The following is a 16,896-nucleotide window of genomic DNA, read 5'->3' on the forward strand; positions in this document are numbered from 1 at the left end:
TCAACGTGAACCGCCTGCTATTGAACTGCGACATCGGCGAGAGTTTCGGCAGCTGGACCATGGGTCTGGACGCAGAAATCATGCCTTTCATCGATTGCGCCAACATCGCCTGCGGTTTCCACGCCGGCGACCCGAGCGTCATGCGCAAGACCGTCAGCCTGGCCCTCAGCCACGGTGTGCAAGTTGGCGCGCATCCGGCCTATCAGGACCTGGTGGGGTTCGGCCGCCGTTCCATGGCGTATGCCGCCCAGGAACTGCAAGACATTCTGCATTACCAGATTGGCGCCCTCGACGGCATCTGCCGGGCCCAGGGCGGCCGGGTCAGTTACGTCAAGCCCCATGGCGCGATGTACAACGACATGATGGCCAACCCGGTGCAATTGCGCGCTGTCTTGCAAGCCGTGGCGTCCTACGACCGCAATCTGCCATTGATGCTGATGGCGACCAAAGACAACAGCGCCGCCCAACAAATGGGCGATGAATACGGCGTGACGCTGTGGTTCGAAGCCTTCGCCGATCGGGCTTACGACAGCGCCGGCCGGCTGGTCTCGCGACAACTGCCGGGCGCGGTGCATCACGACCCGGAAAAGATCATCGAGCAGGCGCTGACCATTGCCCGTGGCGATCAGCTCACTGCCAGCGATGGCAGCGCCCTGTATTTGCAGGCCAATACCCTTTGCGTGCACGGCGACAACGCCAGTTCCGTCGCTGCCGTGCAACGCATCCGTGAAGCCTTGAACCGGCAGAGCGCATCATGAAGCTGCGGGTGGAAGTGGTGGCGCTGGATTGCCTGATGGTGCGCCTGTTCGATGAAATTGCCGAAAGCAACATGCCATGGATGCTGGCGGCCAGTGAAAGTCTGCGCGCGGCATTCGGGGTGCATCTGATCGATCTGGTGCCGTCCTACACCACATTGATGGTGCATTACGACTTGACCGCACTGAGTCCCGCCCAGGCCCGGGAATTGATTGCCCTGGCGCTGATCGATCTGTCGCCCAATGCGCGTACTCGCGGTACCTGTCATGTGTTGCCGGTGTGGTACGACTTGAGCGTCGGACCGGAGTTGAGCCTGTTGGCGCAGCGCAGCGGATTGGCGGTGGAGGAGGTGATCCGTCGTCACAGCCAGCGTGAGTATCAGGTGTTCGCCTTGGGTTTTGCGCCGGGCTTCGCCTTCATGGGGCTGGTGGAAGAGGTGCTCGCTGCGCCGCGTCTGAGCACGCCACGCAAGAAAGTCGCCGCCGGCAGTGTTGGCATCGCCGAACGGCAGACGGCGGCTTACCCGGTGGTGTCGCCGGGCGGCTGGAACCTGATTGGTCGCACGCCGGCCAGATTGTTCGATCGCAACCGCGACGGGTACAGCCTGATGCAACCCGGCGACACCGTCCGGTTCGAAGCAGTCGGCCATGCCGAGTTCATTAACCTGGGCGGTGACGATACGCCACTGGAGGCCCAGGCATGAGCCGTCTGACGATTGAAGCGAGCACGGCGCTGTGCCTGTTGCAGGACGCCGGTCGATTCGGCGTGCGGCATCTGGGTGTGACCCAGGGTGGAGCGGCCGATTGGCGTTCGATGTCCTGGGCCAACTGGCTGCTGGGCAACGGACTGGATGCGCCGGTGATCGAAATCACCCTCGGCGGGTTCACCGTCATCGCCGAGGAAGACTGCGTACTGGCCTTGGCCGGAGCGGATCTTGGTGCGCAGGTGGACGGCGAGGCGCTGGCACCGTGGCGCAGTTTCAGGCTGCATAAAGGTCAGCGTCTGCAATTCACCCAGCCGTTGCTCGGCGCCCGGGCTTATCTGGCGGCACCAGGTGGTTTCGATGCGCCGAAGGTGTTGGGCAGCTGTGCGACGGTGATTCGTGAGGAGCTCGGCGGCCTGGACGGAATGGGTCATGCGCTGGGTAAAGGCGCGTGTTTGAGTTATTCGGGAAGCTCGGTGATGTTGCTGCGGGAAATGACCGCAGACCAGCGGCCGGACCTGAACCTTGATACTCCGTTGGACCTGGTCCTCGGTGCACAGATCGGCGAGTTCAGCGGGCAAAGCCTGTTCGATGCGTTCAACAGCGTGTGGAACCTCGACAGCCGCGCCGACCGCATGGGCATCCGCCTGTTGGGTACGCCGTTGCAATACCAGGGCAAGCCGATGATTTCCGAAGGCATCCCGTTGGGCGCGGTGCAGGTGCCGCCGGACGGGCAGCCGATCGTGCTGCTCAATGATCGGCAGACCATTGGCGGTTATCCGCGTCTGGGAGCGTTGACGCCGCTGGCGCTGGCGCGGCTGGCGCAATGTTTGCCGGGGGCGCGGGTTCGACTTAAACCAGTTGTGCAAGAAGTCGCTCATCGAGAGCAAATCGAGTATTTGCGCCGGTTTTCAAACCTTTAAAAGCTTCGCGGGCAAGCCCGCTCCCACAGGATTTACACCTGACCTGTGGGAGCGGGCTTGCCCGCGATGATGTCAGTCCAGACAACAGAAGTTATTTGGACAAAAACCGCATCCCTTCCTCAAGCCCCCGCAGGGTTAGCGGATACATCTGGTCCTCGATCAAATCCCGCACGATATTGGTCGAGGAGGTATAGCCCCAGGTGTCCTTCGGATACGGGTTGATCCAGATGAGCTTCTTGTACTTCTCCTTGAAACGCTGCATCCACACATAACCGGCTTCTTCGTTCCAGTGCTCGACGCTGCCGCCGGGCTGGGTGATTTCGTAGGGGGCCATGGCGGCGTCGCCGATGAAGATCACTTTGTAGTCGGCACCGTACTTGTGCAGCAGGTCCATGGTTGAGGTGCGCTCGGAAGTGCGGCGCATGTTGTTCTTCCACACCGATTCATAAATGAAGTTGTGAAAGTAGAAGTACTCCAGATGCTTGAACTCGGTCTTGCAGGCCGAGAACAACTCCTCGCAAATCTTCACGTGGGCGTCCATCGAACCGCCGATGTCGAACAGCAGCAACAGCTTGACGGTGTTACGCCGCTCCGGCCGCATCTGGATGTTCAGCAACCCCGCGTCCTTGGCGGTGTGATCGATGGTGCCATCGATGTCCAGCTCTTCCGCCGCACCCTGACGGGCAAACTTGCGCAGACGGCGCAGGGCGACCTTGATATTGCGCGTGCCAAGTTCCACCGAGTCATCGAGGTTCTTGTATTCGCGCTGATCCCAGACTTTGGCGGCTCTGCCCTGACGCTTGCCGGCGTCGCCAACCCGAATGCCTTCCGGGTTGAAACCGCCGGAACCGAACGGGCTGGTGCCGCCGGTGCCGATCCATTTGTTGCCCCCGGCGTGGCGTTCCTTCTGTTCCTCCAGGCGTTTCTTGAACTCTTCGATCAGCTTGTCCAGGCCGCCGAGGGACTGGATCGCCGCCCGCTCTTCATCGGTCAGCGAGCGTTCGAACTCCTTGCGCAACCAGTCTTCGGGAATCAGCGCCTGCAGGTGGTCGTCGAGTTTTTCCAGGCCATTGAAGTAGGCTCCGAACGCCCGGTCGAACTTGTCGAAATGCTTTTCGTCCTTCACCAGGATCGTCCGGGACAGGTAATAGAACTCGTCCATGTCGGCGAAGGTCACGCGCTGTTTCAGCGCGTTGATCAGGTCCAGCAGCTCACGCACCGAGACCGGTACCTTGGCTGCGCGCATTTCATTGAACAGGTTGAGCAGCATGGCATCAGCCTCTTAGCGGGTGCCGCGACGGCTCATGAACGCCAGACGCTCCAGCAGTTGCACGTCCTGTTCGTTTTTCACCAAGGCGCCGGCCAGCGGCGGGATGGCCTTGGTCGGATCGCGCTCGCGCAGCACCGCTTCGCCGATGTTGTCGGCCATCAGCAGCTTCAACCAGTCCACCAGCTCGGAGGTCGAAGGCTTTTTCTTCAGGCCCGGCACCTTGCGCACGTCGAAGAACACGTCCAGCGCTTCGCTGACCAGGTCTTTCTTGATGTCCGGGTAGTGGACGTCGACGATCCGCTGCATCGTGGTGCGATCCGGGAACGCGATGTAGTGGAAGAAGCAGCGGCGCAGGAACGCGTCCGGCAGCTCTTTTTCGTTGTTGGAGGTAATGATGATGATCGGGCGTTTTTTCGCCTTGATGGTCTCGTCGATCTCGTAGACGTAGAACTCCATCTTGTCGAGTTCTTGCAGCAGGTCGTTGGGGAATTCGATGTCGGCCTTGTCGATTTCGTCGATCAGCAGGATCACCCGCTCTTCGGATTCGAAGGCTTCCCAGAGCTTGCCCTTTTTCAGGTAGTTGCGAACGTCGTGGACCTTTTCCGTGCCCAGCTGCGAATCGCGCAGACGGCTGACCGCGTCATATTCGTACAGGCCCTGGTGAGCCTTGGTGGTGGACTTGATGTGCCAGGTGATCAGCTTGGCGCCAAAGGAGTCGGCCAGTTGCTCGGCGAGCATGGTCTTGCCGGTGCCCGGTTCGCCCTTGACCAGCAGCGGCCGCTCCAGGGTGATGGCGGCGTTGACCGCCAGCTTCAGGTCATCGGTGGCGACGTAGGCCTGGGTGCCTTCGAACTTCATCTGCTAATCCTCGAACGGTAACGCCGACCTGAACGCGGCAGGGCGGGGGCGCAATAAAAGAGTCAGCCCCGACTATAACGCGCTGCCCGGTCGACTGTGAACGCAGACGGCTTATTCAGTCTCTGAATGGGCCGTCACTTGGTGACTCATCCGGCACAAAGCCATAGACCGCACTGATAAGCGGACGTCCGACCTGACTGGACGCCTGCTGGCAAGAGGCTTACTTTGATGCCCTATTTCAATGCTGTCGTTAAGGACCCAGCCATGAGCCGCATTTTCGCTGACAACGCCCACTCCATCGGCAACACGCCGCTGGTGCAGATCAATCGCATTGCGCCGCGTGGTGTGACCATCCTGGCCAAGATCGAAGGGCGCAACCCCGGTTACTCGGTCAAGTGCCGGATCGGCGCGAACATGATCTGGGATGCCGAGGGCAGCGGCAAACTCAAGCCGGGCATGACCATCGTCGAACCCACCTCCGGCAATACCGGTATCGGCCTGGCCTTCGTGGCCGCCGCGCGCGGCTACAAACTGATGCTGACCATGCCGGCGTCCATGAGTATCGAGCGCCGCAAGGTGCTCAAGGCGCTGGGTGCCGAACTGGTGTTGACCGAACCGGCCAAGGGCATGAAGGGGGCCATCGAAAAAGCCGGTGAAATTGTTGCCAGCGACCCGTCGAAGTACTTCATGCCGGCACAATTCGACAACCCGGCCAACCCGGCCATCCACGAAAAGACCACCGGCCCGGAGATCTGGAACGATACCGACGGCGCGGTCGACGTACTGGTGGCAGGCGTCGGAACCGGTGGAACCATCACCGGAGTCTCACGGTATATCAAGAATACCCAGGGCAAGCCGATACTCTCGGTGGCCGTGGAGCCGGCGGTGTCGCCGGTGATCACCCAGGCCCTGGCCGGTGAAGAAATCAAGCCGAGCTCGCACAAGATCCAGGGCATCGGTGCCGGCTTTGTGCCGAAGAACCTCGATTTGTCGATGGTCGATCGGGTGGAGCTGGTCAGTGACGAAGAGTCCAAGGCCATGGCCTTGCGCTTGATGCAGGAAGAAGGGATTTTGTGCGGGATTTCCTGCGGCGCCGCTATGGCAGTGGCCGTAAGGCTGGCGGAGACCCCGGAGATGCAGGGCAAGACCATCGTTGTGATCCTGCCGGATTCCGGTGAACGTTATCTGTCGAGCATGCTGTTCAGTGATCTGTTTACCGAACAGGAGAATCAGCAGTAAGCGCTGAACATCGGTGGAATGTGGCTGGCGGTGATGATTGAGGCGTTATCGCTGGTTGCGATCCATTGATCGGGTTCGGTTGATCATGGGTTCGCATCAGCCAGCGTTCAGGCGTTTAATGCTAAGAAATGCTTTGTTGCACATTCATTAACATTGAATGTTGAAAAGTGCAGGTTTTTCATCCGGTTGGTAGTGTTTATCATGCTGGCAGCCATGTCGGGCAATGAACGTGGCGCAGTGTCGCTTATCTTCAAAGGAGTTGTTGATGACCTTATCGTTTGCCGCGAAGGCCTCGTTGTTGCTGCTGTTTCTCGGCAGCACCCTCTATGTGCATCTACGCGGCAAGGCGCGTTTGCCGGTTCTGCGCCAGTTCGTGAACCACTCGGCACTGTTCGCACCCTATAACGCCTTGATGTACCTGTTTTCCGGTGTGCCTTCGAAACCGTATCTGGATCGCAGCCGGTTCCCGGAACTCGATGTGCTCAAGGACAACTGGGAGGTGATTCGCGACGAAGCGATGCACCTGTTCGACGAGGGGTATATCCGTGCGGCGGCAAAGAACAACGACGCCGGTTTTGGCTCGTTCTTCAAGAAGGGCTGGAAGCGTTTCTATCTCAAGTGGTATGACAAGCCGCTGCCTTCTGCCGAAACCCTGTGCCCGAGAACCGTGGAATTGGTCAGCAGCATTCCCAATGTCAAAGGTGCCATGTTTGCGCTACTGCCAGGCGGCAGCCACCTGAACCCGCATCGGGATCCGTTTGCCGGCTCCTTGCGTTATCACCTGGGCTTGTCGACACCCAACTCCGATGACTGCCGAATCTTCGTTGACGGTCAGGTTTATGCCTGGCGTGATGGTGAAGACGTGATGTTCGATGAAACCTACGTACATTGGGTCAAGAACGAAACCGACATGACCCGGGTGATTCTGTTCTGCGACATCGAGCGGCCGCTGAGCAGTCGCATCATGACCCGCATCAACCGCAGCGTCAGTGCATGGCTGGGGCGTGCTACCGCGCCGCAGAACCTTGATGACGAGCGGGTGGGCGGAATCAATCAGGCATATGCCTGGAGCAAGCGTTTCAGTGACAAATTCAGCGGCGTGGTCAAGCAGTGGAAGCGACGTAATCCCAAGGCGTATCGAGTACTGCGACCGATATTAGCGGTAGTGGCATTTGGCCTGCTTGTCCATTGGCTTTTTGGCTGAATTGCCTCATGGGTCAAAAAAAAGATCGCCGAACGGCGATCTTTTTTTTGGCATTTGTACGAAATTTGTTACCGCTTTGTAGTACGATTCGCACCCATAAACGCCCTGAGGCTACGGTGGAGCACATGCTGTGCCGGGGCTGCACTTGAGTGCCTTTTGATTACGCCTGTCATCTTAGGCTTCATCAGCCTTGTCGGCCTGTTTAGCGTCTGGAATAGGACTTCGTTATACATGGGGTTTGCGTGCGAGATATTCGAAACCTCACCAAAATCAGGCTGAAAGCCATGCAGGCCATACTCAAGAGCGTAATCCGGGCCACACGACAATACCAATGATGGCCGGGTGGCAACGTTGCTTGGGGTTATGAGTGGGGGTCGGTTATGGCGTGCTGATTCCTCGTGCTCGGCTTGGTTAATCTAGTGCTGAAATCGATTCGAATCTTCAATGTGTTGATTTTATTGAAGAAGTGCTAATTAGCATTGCACCTGTCATATACAGAGAAGGACATTTTTTGGGTATCTTGCAGTCCAGCGCTCTTCATTCCTGCGCCAGTACCACATCGAGTGATTGCCGTTCTGAGAAAGTCGCAATACTGATGTGTACCTACAATGGAGAATCGTTTTTAGCCGAGCAGCTGGAGTCGTTTCAGCAGCAGTCTCATGGTGACTGGGCTGTCTATGTTTCGGACGATGGCTCCCGGGACCGGACGCTGGACATCCTTCAAGCCGCAGCTACCCAATGGGGGGCGGGGCGCCTCCAGGTGTTCGAGGGGCCCGGCCGAGGCTTCGTGGCAAATTTCCTTTCGCTCACTTGCCGGCCAGACATTCAAGCTGACTACTATGCGTGGGCAGATCAGGACGATATCTGGAAGCAGGAAAAACTTGAAAAGGCGATAGCCTGGCTGAAGGCTATCCCGGAGAATGTGCCGGCCCTTTACTGTGGTCGCACCGAGCTGATTTGTGAGTCAGGCTTGCCTTATGGCTTCTCGCCCATATTTGTCCGTGCGCCGCATTTTTCCAATGCGCTCGTGCAAAATATCGGGGGCGGCAACACCATGGTGTTTAACCATGCCGCGCGCGCATTGCTGCAAGAAGCAGGCGACAAACTGAATGTACCCTCTCATGACTGGTGGGCGTATCAATTGATTTCAGGGGTGGGTGGCGCTGTCCGCTATGACCCTGTACCAACGGTACTGTACCGCCAGCACGATGAAAACGTGGTAGGAACCAACTCCAGTTGGTGGGCACGCCTCAAGCGCTTGCGCATGGCGTTTAAGGGACTTTTTTACGAATGGAATACCCAAAACATTCATGCCCTGGAAACCATGAGTCATCGATTGAGCCAAGAGCATCGAGCGAAGCTCGAACAGTTCAAGGCGGCGCGCAACCAGCCACTTATACCAAGGATTCTGGGTTTCAAACGTGCCGGTCTATACCGGCAGACTGTCGTTGGAAACCTGGGGCTGATCCTCGCAACTTTACTGAAAAAGATCTGAATCAATGACTATCTTAGTAACTGGCGGTGCAGGCTTCATCGGTGCGAACTTCGTTTTGGACTGGCTGGCTCAATCTGATGAAACCGTGGTCAATCTGGACAAGCTGACCTATGCAGGCAACCTGGATAACCTCAGCAGCCTGAACGGTAATGAGCGGCACGTTTTTGTACGTGGCGATATCGGTGATGGCGAGCTGGTTGCCCGCCTGCTGGAAGAGCATCAGCCGCGCGCGATCCTGAACTTCGCTGCCGAGTCGCACGTTGATCGCTCCATTCATGGCCCGGAAGACTTCATCGAGACCAACATCGTAGGCACTTTCCGCCTGCTTGAAGCCGTGCGTGCTTACTGGAAGGGCCTTGCGTCCGATGCGCAGCAGGCGTTTCGTTTCCTGCACGTGTCTACTGACGAAGTCTATGGCTCGCTGGCCAAGGATGAAGCTGCGTTCAGCGAAAGCCATCAGTACGAACCGAACAGCCCTTACTCGGCGAGCAAGGCCGCCAGTGACCACCTGGTTCGCGCCTACCATCACACCTATGGCCTGCCGGTACTGACGACCAACTGCTCGAACAACTATGGTCCGTATCACTTCCCGGAAAAACTCATTCCGTTGATGATCGTCAACGCCCTGGCTGGCAAGGCACTGCCTGTCTATGGTGATGGTCAGCAGATTCGTGACTGGCTGTATGTCAAAGACCACTGCAGCGCCATTCGTCGCGTGCTGGAAGCCGGCACCGTGGGTGAGGTCTACAACGTAGGCGGCTGGAACGAAAAGCCGAACCTGGACATCGTGCACACGGTCTGCGCCTTGCTCGACGAGATGCGTCCACGCGCTGACGGTCAGCCTTACAACGCTCAAATCACTTACGTGACCGATCGTCCCGGGCATGACCGCCGTTATGCCATCGACGCTCGCAAGCTTGAGCGAGAGCTGGGCTGGAAACCGGCAGAAACTTTCGAAACCGGCATTCGTAAAACCGTGCAGTGGTACCTGGATAACCAGGATTGGGTCAGCAATATCCAGTCGGGTGCTTATCTTCAGTGGGTAGAGAAAAACTACGCCGGGCGTACTGCATGAAAATTCTATTGCTCGGTAAAAACGGCCAGGTCGGGTGGGAGCTGCAACGCAGCCTTGCCCCGCTGGGCGAGTTGCTCGCACTGGACTCCCGTAGCCCGGATTACTGTGGCGATTTGAATGACCTGGCGGGGCTCGCTGCCACCGTCCAGCGCTTTGCGCCTGACGTTATTGTCAATGCCGCGGCATACACCGCGGTCGACAAGGCTGAAAGCGAATCGCAGCAGGCGCATCGGGTGAATGCCGAAGCACCTGCTGTGCTGGCCCGGGAAGCGTTGGCCCTGAATGCCTTGCTGGTGCATTACTCCACGGACTATGTATTCGCCGGTGACGGCGTTACTCCATGGCAGGAAAGCGATCCGGTCGCCCCCTTGAGTGTCTATGGCTCCAGCAAACTGGCGGGCGAACAGGCGATTGAGGCCAGTGGCTGCTCGCACCTGATTTTCCGTACCAGTTGGGTGTATGCCGCGCGAGGGAACAACTTCGCCAAGACCATGCTGCGCCTGGCCCGCGAGCGCGATAGCCTGAGCGTCATCGACGATCAGTTCGGTGCGCCGACCGGAGCGGAGCTGCTGGCCGACGTCACTGCCCATGCTGTGCGCAGCACTCTCGCAAAGCCGGAACTCGGCGGGCTCTACCATCTTGCAGCATCTGGTGAAACCACCTGGTGTCGTTATGCCCGTTTCGTGCTCGAACGAGCCGAGTCGGCCGGTGAAAACCTCAAGGTGTCTCCAGCCATGGTCGGAGCTATCGGTACTGAGGCTTACCCAACGCCGGCACAACGTCCAAACAATTCCCGCTTGAACACTCAAAAACTGCAAAAGGCCTTTGCGCTGAACTTGCCTGAATGGCAGGTCGGCGTGGCACGGATGCTCACAGAAATACTAGAGAAATAATTATGCTTAATCGTAAAGGAATCATCCTGGCAGGTGGCTCGGGCACTCGGCTGCATCCTGCAACGCTGGCCATCTCCAAGCAGTTGCTGCCGGTATACGACAAGCCGATGATCTACTACCCGCTGAGCACGCTCATGCTGGCCGGTATCCGCGATATCCTGATTATCTCCACGCCTCAAGATACCCCGCGTTTCGAGCAACTGCTGGGTGACGGCGCCCGTTGGGGCCTGAACATCTCCTACGCAGTGCAGGCATCACCGGATGGCTTGGCGCAGGCTTTCCTTATCGGTGAAGATTTCATCGGTAACGATCCGGCTGCCTTGGTGCTCGGCGACAACATTTACCACGGTCATCATTTCAATGAGCTGCTGGCAAGTGCCATGGTGCGCCAGGACGGTGCCAGCGTTTTTGCCTACCATGTCAATGATCCCGAGCGTTATGGGGTTGTCGAGTTCGATGCTCAGGGCAAGGCCATCAGCCTGGAAGAGAAACCTCTCAAGCCTAAATCGAACTACGCGGTCACCGGTCTGTATTTCTATGACAACCAGGTTGTCGAGATCGCGAAAAACATCAAGCCGTCGCCACGTGGCGAGCTGGAAATCACCGACCTCAACCGTGTCTACCTGGACCAGGGCAACCTGTCGGTAGAAATCATGGGGCGCGGTTACGCCTGGCTGGACACCGGTACTCACGACTCCTTGCTGGAGGCGAGCCATTTCATCGCCACGCTTGAGCACCGTCAGGGCCTGAAAGTGGCCTGTCCCGAAGAGATTGCCTTCCGCCAGAAGTGGATCAGTGCCGAGCAGCTCGAGACGCTCGCTGCCCCACTGATGAAAAACGGCTATGGCCAATACCTCAAACGCCTCCTGCACGAGACGATTTACTGATGAAAGCTACACCCCTGGCGATACCTGATGTCGTACTGTTTGAGCCGAAGGTTTTTGGCGATGAGCGTGGCTTTTTCTTCGAAAGCTTCAATGAGGCGCGGTTCTCTGAGGCTGTTGGTAAAGAAGTTAAATTCGTTCAGGACAATCACTCCCGCTCGGTAAAGAATGTACTGCGTGGGCTGCATTATCAGGTTCAACAAGCGCAGGGGAAGTTGTTGCGTGTAGTGACCGGTGAAATTTTTGATGTCGCAGTGGACGTGCGCAAGTCGTCACCGACGTTCGGGCATTGGGTGGGTGAAATTCTGTCCGCCGAGAATAAACGACAGTTATGGATTCCAGAGGGTTTTGCCCATGGTTTCGTCGTGCTTTCCGACGTTGCTGAAGTTCTATACAAGGCAACGGATTACTATGCGCCCGTACATGAACGTTGCATTGCCTGGAACGACCCTTCCGTAGGGATTGAATGGCCGTGTAGTGGAGAGCTGGCGCTGTCGGCAAAAGATCAGCAGGGTGCGTTACTGACTGATGCAGAGGTATTTGACTGATGCAAGCGCACCCTATTTCTCCAAAAGAACTTGTGAAAAGTCTTTGGTGCAATCGTAGTCTGATCAAGGCAATGGCCCAGCGCGAAGTTGTCGGGCGATACAAAGGTTCGTTTTTGGGGATCTTTTGGTCTTTTTTCAACCCAGTGCTTATGTTGGCGGTTTATACCTTCGTCTTTAGTGTGGTTTTCAAGGCTCGCTGGAACAGTGGTAGTGACTCTAAAACAGAATTTGCATTGGTCCTGTTTGCGGGCTTGATGGTTTTTAACCTGTTTTCCGAATGCGTAAATCGGGCACCGGGAGTCATCCTTGCAAACGCCAACTATGTGAAAAAAGTCGTATTTCCCCTGGAAATACTTCCATGGGTAGGTATTGGCTCCGCACTGTTTCACTGGCTGGTGAGCTTGAGTGTTTGGCTGGTGGCGTACGTAATATTTTTCGGTGTTCCGCATGCGACCGTCCTGTTACTGCCGCTCATTATGCTGCCTCTGATTTTTCTTGTGCTGGGGCTTTCATGGGCGCTGGCTTCGCTGGGTGTTTACTTGCGCGATGTGAGCCAGTTCATCGGGATCCTGACGACGATATTGATGTTTCTGTCGCCTATCTTTTATCCGTCCAGCTCCTTGCCTCAAGAATATGCGCAGCTGCTTTTACTGAACCCGCTGACACCGGTGATTGAAGGGGTCAGGGATGTACTGTACTGGGGCAAGTTGCCCGACATGAACTTCTTTCTTGGGTACTTGCTAGTTACCGCGTTTTTTGCGTGGCTGGGATTTGCATGGTTCCAAAAGACACGTAAGGGGTTTGCAGATGTCCTCTGATATCGCAATCAAGGTTGAGAACCTTAATAAGTGTTACCACATTTATGATAAGCCTCATGACCGGTTGAAGCAGATGCTGATGCGCGGGCGCAGGCAATATTTCCAAGAGTTTTGGGCCCTGCGTGACGTTTCCTTTGAGATCAAGAAAGGAGAGACCGTCGGGATCATTGGCCGTAATGGTAGCGGCAAGTCGACTTTGCTGCAGATGATCTGCGGTACGTTGAACCCTACCAGCGGTACTATCCAGACTCAGGGTCGCATCGCCGCTTTGCTTGAGTTGGGAGCAGGTTTCAACCCCGAATTCACCGGGCGTGAAAATGTCTACATGAACGGGGCGATATTGGGTTTGACCCAGGATCAAATCGATTCGCGTTTTGAGGAAATCGCATCCTTCGCCGATATCGGGAGCTTTATCGAACAACCCGTTAAAACATACTCCAGCGGTATGTTTGTGCGCTTGGCATTTGCATCAAACATTATGTCGCGACCGGAAATCATGATTGTCGACGAGGCGCTCTCGGTTGGCGATATGAACTTCCAGGCAAAATGCATGACTGCCCTGACTCGCATTCAGGATAACGGCGCAACCATATTATTCGTCAGTCATGATGTGGGCTCGGTTAAGAGTTTGTGCTCTCGTGGCGTTTATCTCGAGCGCGGTCAACTCGTTGCTCAAGGGCGAGCTGCCGATGTTGCAGAGCGCTATGTTCGGACTATGCGCGAAGAAATGAATGACGAGCATAGGAAGTTCTCGAGGGTCTCGGCTGCGTTTGGCGAAAAACCGGCACTTGCTTCCGAGTCGTCAATCAAGCCAGCCGAATCGGGATTCAAAAGGTCGGCAGAGTTCGAAAACAGAGTAGCCCAGTTTCGCTACGGTACCGGAGAGGTAAAAGTAGCGAGTGTTGAGCTTTTGGACACTGAAGGCAAAGAGCTGACCTTTGTTGAGTTTAACCAGGAAGTAAAAGTTAAAGTTTACTTTGAAGCATTCGCCGAAAAGTCTATTTCCGTCAACTTCAGTGTGTTTGACGAGAAAAAGAACAATATCGTCGGGTGTGGATTTTTGCACGCAGATCAGTCGTATTTGCTAACGAAAGAAAATGCAAAATATTTGGCTGAATATACGCTGAAGCTGCCGTTGCAAGAAGGGAACTACTCACTGCGTATCAATATTTCGTCGCCAATCGTCGAGAATGAATCCGCAGAGTTTGTCGATTTTGTAAGTGATGCGTTGGTGTTCAAAGTCGGGCGCTGGGAAAAATCCCGGGTTTGGTCGAAGGTGCATGCCTTTTCCGAACTGACGCTGCACGAGTTTGAGGTGTGATATGCGCGACGTACCGGGTCTAAATGGTTTGTATGCATCCGAACGTCCGGATTTTATGATCTTGGGCGTTCAAAAGTCGGCAACGACAACGTTGTTCGATGTGTTGAATGGTTTAGATGGATTTTCCGGTTCGTCGCAGAAGGAATTGCATTACTTTGATAGTGATTTTAACTATCAGAAAGGCATGGGTTGGTACCTCGACTTCTTTGAGCAAGAGAAGGTCGGGGTGAAACGATTCGAGGCGACACCTTCATATATTTATATGCGAGATGTTCCTGGTCGAATCCATAAAGACTTTGGCGCCATGAAATTCGTGGTGATGTTGCGTGACCCGGTCAAGCGGTGCTTTTCCGCATGGAATATGTTTAGGACTTTTAATAGTAATAAACAGACGGCTGAATATATATACGATACCTATATAAAGGATAGCAACTCCGGCTCAAGGGAAGCACTTCGTCAGCTATTGTTTGCTGAATCGTTTCCAACTTTTGAACAGTGTGTCAATGAAGACTTGTTCAGGCGTCAGTCGGGGGCTGCGGATGAAGAGCCCAGCTTTGTTCGGCGTGGGTTCTATTATGAGCAGATTCTGCGTTATCTCGAATTTTACAATTTGCAGGATTTTTTGTTTTTAGAGCAGGATGATTTTTCCAAGGACCCTGCTGGAAGTATTGATGTGGTTTTAGACTTTCTCGGAATTGACTCTCGAGCAGATCTCGGGATTATACCGCAGGTAAGTAATAAGGGTGACTATGATGGTGTTGCAATGGATGCGCACACTGATGTTTTTTTAAAATTATACGACTTATATAATGAGCCGAACAGGCAGTTGTTTTCGCTCATTGGCAAGGAGTATCCCTGGAATGCTTCTTGGCTTACTCTATGAATAATGCATTTATAATCGGTACTGGTCGCTGCGGCACCTCCTGGTTGGGGCAAATGCTGAATAGCCATGCCGAAGTGTGTGTGCCACCGGAGATCCAACTGTTATTTGAGTATTCCGGGAATGGTGATCGCTTATTTGAGGCGTTTTCCCAGGCAGGACCTTCCGGGCTTGATGGCGAGTTAATTGCTTCGATAATCGGGCAGGGCTGCCCGCACAAACTCGAAATGTTTTTTGATTATGCTGAATTTTGCAGTCGGGAAGACACACCAAAAAGCTCTGCGGCGGTGTTTGTAGAAGCATTTTATGCTGCTATTGCAAAGGCGCATGGAAAAACCTGGTTGATTGAACAGACACCTTGGTATGGTCAACGCCTCGATCTGGTTTCGAGGATTTTTCCAAACGCAAAGTTTATTCATATCGTACGGGATGGTCGGGATGTTGCTTTGTCGTTCGCCAGAACGCCATGGTGGCACGCGTCTCCGCGATTGAACCTGTCCAGGTGGCAGAGAGAAATCAAGAGAATTGCCTTGGATGCGGCTTGTTATCTCGACGCCAGTACCTACCTGGAGGTCAAGTACGAGGATCTGGTCGCCAACACAGAGCTTGAAATGCAGCGAATCTGTGAGTTCCTGGGCATAGATTTTGATCCTTGCATGCTGAACCCGAAAGAGCTGATTGATTATGATCAGTTCTGTAAATTTGATATGAAGCAAGTGTCTTCTCAAGTTTACTCGGATTGGCGCCAGCGTAAGGATTCCACCAGCTTTTCAGAAAATGTCGGTGCATGGCGGCGGGCGGAGAGCTTGTTTCACGCACCCTTGCCGCCACAGATTGCTAGTTGGCTTTCTCACTTTGGGTATGAGGTTGAGCAGGATAGCGAATCGGAAGTTGACGTGTTCCAGTATCATCAGGAATACAGCTTCAATGCGCTTGAGAGAGAACTCGCCAGTCAAAAGACGGAGTCCGCTCGGCTTTTGGATGTTGTTGAGCAACAAGTATCTCATAACTCGGCACTCCAGGATGAACTGACCAGGCAGATCGAACATGCCCGGCTTGTAGAGCAAGACTGGGCGGAACGCGGGACGTTGATTCAGCAGAACTCCATTACGATTGAGTCGCAGATAAATCAAAGCCATCTTCTTCAGGAGGAGTTGGCCAGGCAGTCTGAACACATCCACCGATTAGAGGCGGATTGGGTTGCTCGTGGGGAACTGATCGGACAGCATTCGAAGACGCTCGAAACGCAAGCTGGTGAAAATCTTGTTCTTCAAGAAGAGTTGGCCAATCAGTCTCGACATATCCAATGTGTTGAGCAGGATTGGGTCGCCCGCGGAGAGTTGATCGAGCAGCACTCGGTTTTGCTGGAGTCGCAAATTTCCCTGAATCAGATCCTGCAGGAGGAACTGGCCAAGCGCTCTCAGCATATCCAGCTTTTAGAGCAGGACTGGGCTGCCCGTGGAGATTTGATAGAGCAGCATTCAGTTTCGCTGGAGTCGCAAGTTTCCCAGAATCTGATTCTGCAGGAGGAGCTGGTGAAGCAGGCTCAGCATGTTCAAGGTATTGAACAGGATTGGGCTGCCCGAGGGGATTCGATTGCTCAACTGTCAGACACCATTCAGGCTCAGGTGAGTCAAATTTCCTTGCTTGAGCGGGATCTGCTGGGAAAATCTGAACGCATCCAGAGTGTAGAAAATGACTGGGCTGCTCGTGGAGAATTACTCGAACAGCTGACTAATGATCTGAAAATCCAAACTGATCATAGTATTCTCATCGAGCAGGACCTTGCCAGGCAATCGGAGCATATCCAGTTCGTAGATCAGGAACTGGCCGCTCGTGAGGAATTGATCAAAAAGCTCTCAAATACTATTTCGGCACAGCAGATGGATAATACTGTGCTCAAAGAGGACGTTGAAAATGCAAGAAATGATATAGGGAAGTTAGAGGCAGAGCTTAAAGGGTTTAGAAACTCTTTGTGTGGAAGACTGAAGGGTTTTCTAAAAAAGTGAAATTTCAACGTTCTGAGTTT

General features: G+C 54.8%; 16 protein-coding genes. 14 read left to right on the forward strand and 2 right to left on the reverse strand.

Features of this window, described 5'->3' with window-relative positions; translation table 11 throughout:
- Positions 1-5 precede the first annotated feature (5 nt).
- The 3 genes from ACLD1X_RS10880 to ACLD1X_RS10890 are packed head-to-tail and all read left to right on the forward strand — an operon-like array spanning position 6 to position 2,382.
- Positions 6-758: a 5-oxoprolinase subunit PxpA gene (locus ACLD1X_RS10880; protein WP_429367479.1), complete on the forward strand. Its 753-nt coding sequence runs from the start codon at positions 6-8 to the stop codon at positions 756-758.
- Positions 755-1,459, forward strand: a complete 705-nt coding sequence (gene pxpB, locus ACLD1X_RS10885) for a 5-oxoprolinase subunit PxpB (RefSeq protein WP_429367481.1) — start codon at positions 755-757, stop codon at positions 1,457-1,459. Before ACLD1X_RS10880 ends, pxpB begins: the two co-directional genes overlap by 4 nt.
- Complete coding sequence (locus ACLD1X_RS10890) at positions 1,456-2,382, forward strand: biotin-dependent carboxyltransferase family protein (RefSeq protein ID WP_429367483.1); 927 nt, start codon at positions 1,456-1,458, stop codon at positions 2,380-2,382. Before pxpB ends, ACLD1X_RS10890 begins: the two co-directional genes overlap by 4 nt.
- 91 nt (positions 2,383-2,473) lie before the next feature.
- On the opposite strand, the gene ACLD1X_RS10895 is transcribed toward ACLD1X_RS10890, so the two are convergent.
- Positions 2,474-3,652: a vWA domain-containing protein gene (locus tag ACLD1X_RS10895; RefSeq protein ID WP_429367485.1), complete on the reverse strand. Its 1,179-nt coding sequence runs from the start codon at positions 3,650-3,652 to the stop codon at positions 2,474-2,476.
- Positions 3,653-3,664: 12 nt separating this feature from the next.
- Positions 3,665-4,510, reverse strand: a complete 846-nt coding sequence (locus tag ACLD1X_RS10900; RefSeq protein ID WP_046816792.1) for an AAA family ATPase — start codon at positions 4,508-4,510, stop codon at positions 3,665-3,667.
- Between the two features lie 264 nt (positions 4,511-4,774).
- Here ACLD1X_RS10900 and cysK point away from each other — a divergent pair, with 264 nt between their 5' ends.
- From cysK to ACLD1X_RS10955, 11 genes are all read left to right on the forward strand, one after another.
- Entirely contained in the window at positions 4,775-5,749 is a 975-nt protein-coding gene (gene cysK / locus ACLD1X_RS10905; protein ID WP_429367488.1) for a cysteine synthase A, read from the forward strand.
- A 265-nt stretch (positions 5,750-6,014) separates the two neighbouring features.
- Positions 6,015-6,953, forward strand: a complete 939-nt coding sequence (locus ACLD1X_RS10910) for an aspartyl/asparaginyl beta-hydroxylase domain-containing protein (protein ID WP_429367490.1) — start codon at positions 6,015-6,017, stop codon at positions 6,951-6,953.
- A gap of 511 nt (positions 6,954-7,464) precedes the next feature.
- On the forward strand, positions 7,465-8,448 hold the full coding sequence (locus ACLD1X_RS10915; protein WP_429367492.1) for a glycosyltransferase family 2 protein: 984 nt from the start codon (positions 7,465-7,467) through the stop codon (positions 8,446-8,448).
- Positions 8,449-8,452: 4 nt separating this feature from the next.
- Positions 8,453-9,523 carry a dTDP-glucose 4,6-dehydratase gene (rfbB, locus tag ACLD1X_RS10920; protein WP_429367494.1) on the forward strand — a complete coding sequence of 357 codons (1,071 nt, stop codon included), beginning with the start codon at positions 8,453-8,455 and terminating at the stop codon, positions 9,521-9,523.
- Positions 9,520-10,416, forward strand: coding sequence for a dTDP-4-dehydrorhamnose reductase (gene rfbD, locus ACLD1X_RS10925; protein ID WP_429367497.1), 897 nt, complete (start codon positions 9,520-9,522; stop codon positions 10,414-10,416). The genes rfbB and rfbD overlap by 4 nt, the downstream gene beginning before the upstream one ends.
- A 2-nt stretch (positions 10,417-10,418) precedes the next feature.
- Entirely contained in the window at positions 10,419-11,303 is an 885-nt protein-coding gene (rfbA, locus tag ACLD1X_RS10930) for a glucose-1-phosphate thymidylyltransferase RfbA (protein ID WP_429367499.1), read from the forward strand.
- Positions 11,303-11,848, forward strand: a complete 546-nt coding sequence (gene rfbC / locus ACLD1X_RS10935; protein WP_429367501.1) for a dTDP-4-dehydrorhamnose 3,5-epimerase — start codon at positions 11,303-11,305, stop codon at positions 11,846-11,848. Before rfbA ends, rfbC begins: the two co-directional genes overlap by 1 nt.
- A complete protein-coding gene (locus ACLD1X_RS10940) occupies positions 11,848-12,666 on the forward strand; it encodes an ABC transporter permease (RefSeq protein WP_429367503.1) in 819 nt (272 codons plus the stop codon). Before rfbC ends, ACLD1X_RS10940 begins: the two co-directional genes overlap by 1 nt.
- A complete protein-coding gene (locus ACLD1X_RS10945; protein WP_429367505.1) occupies positions 12,656-13,987 on the forward strand; it encodes an ABC transporter ATP-binding protein in 1,332 nt (443 codons plus the stop codon). The genes ACLD1X_RS10940 and ACLD1X_RS10945 overlap by 11 nt, the downstream gene beginning before the upstream one ends.
- A 1-nt stretch (position 13,988) precedes the next feature.
- Entirely contained in the window at positions 13,989-14,870 is an 882-nt protein-coding gene (locus tag ACLD1X_RS10950) for a sulfotransferase domain-containing protein (protein WP_429367507.1), read from the forward strand.
- Positions 14,855-16,876, forward strand: a complete 2,022-nt coding sequence (locus ACLD1X_RS10955) for a sulfotransferase (protein WP_429367509.1) — start codon at positions 14,855-14,857, stop codon at positions 16,874-16,876. The genes ACLD1X_RS10950 and ACLD1X_RS10955 overlap by 16 nt, the downstream gene beginning before the upstream one ends.
- Positions 16,877-16,896 lie beyond the last annotated feature (20 nt).

The sequence above is a fragment of the Pseudomonas sp. 18173 genome (genome assembly GCF_050432945.1).
GTDB lineage: Bacteria > Pseudomonadota > Gammaproteobacteria > Pseudomonadales > Pseudomonadaceae > Aquipseudomonas.

Excerpts from the sequence above, each read along its gene's own strand:
- pxpB (WP_429367481.1), top strand. The coding sequence starts at position 755 with ATGAAGCTGCGGGTGGAAGTGGTGGCGCTGGATTGCCTGATGGTGCGC.
- ACLD1X_RS10890 (WP_429367483.1), top strand. The coding sequence starts at position 1,456 with ATGAGCCGTCTGACGATTGAAGCGAGCACGGCGCTGTGCCTGTTGCAG.
- ACLD1X_RS10895 (WP_429367485.1), bottom strand. The coding sequence starts at position 3,652 with ATGCTGCTCAACCTGTTCAATGAAATGCGCGCAGCCAAGGTACCGGTC.
- ACLD1X_RS10900 (WP_046816792.1), bottom strand. The coding sequence starts at position 4,510 with ATGAAGTTCGAAGGCACCCAGGCCTACGTCGCCACCGATGACCTGAAG.
- cysK (WP_429367488.1), top strand. The coding sequence starts at position 4,775 with ATGAGCCGCATTTTCGCTGACAACGCCCACTCCATCGGCAACACGCCG.
- ACLD1X_RS10910 (WP_429367490.1), top strand. The coding sequence starts at position 6,015 with ATGACCTTATCGTTTGCCGCGAAGGCCTCGTTGTTGCTGCTGTTTCTC.
- rfbB (WP_429367494.1), top strand. The coding sequence starts at position 8,453 with ATGACTATCTTAGTAACTGGCGGTGCAGGCTTCATCGGTGCGAACTTC.
- rfbD (WP_429367497.1), top strand. The coding sequence starts at position 9,520 with ATGAAAATTCTATTGCTCGGTAAAAACGGCCAGGTCGGGTGGGAGCTG.
- rfbA (WP_429367499.1), top strand. The coding sequence starts at position 10,419 with ATGCTTAATCGTAAAGGAATCATCCTGGCAGGTGGCTCGGGCACTCGG.
- rfbC (WP_429367501.1), top strand. The coding sequence starts at position 11,303 with ATGAAAGCTACACCCCTGGCGATACCTGATGTCGTACTGTTTGAGCCG.
- ACLD1X_RS10940 (WP_429367503.1), top strand. The coding sequence starts at position 11,848 with ATGCAAGCGCACCCTATTTCTCCAAAAGAACTTGTGAAAAGTCTTTGG.
- ACLD1X_RS10945 (WP_429367505.1), top strand. The coding sequence starts at position 12,656 with ATGTCCTCTGATATCGCAATCAAGGTTGAGAACCTTAATAAGTGTTAC.
- ACLD1X_RS10950 (WP_429367507.1), top strand. The coding sequence starts at position 13,989 with ATGCGCGACGTACCGGGTCTAAATGGTTTGTATGCATCCGAACGTCCG.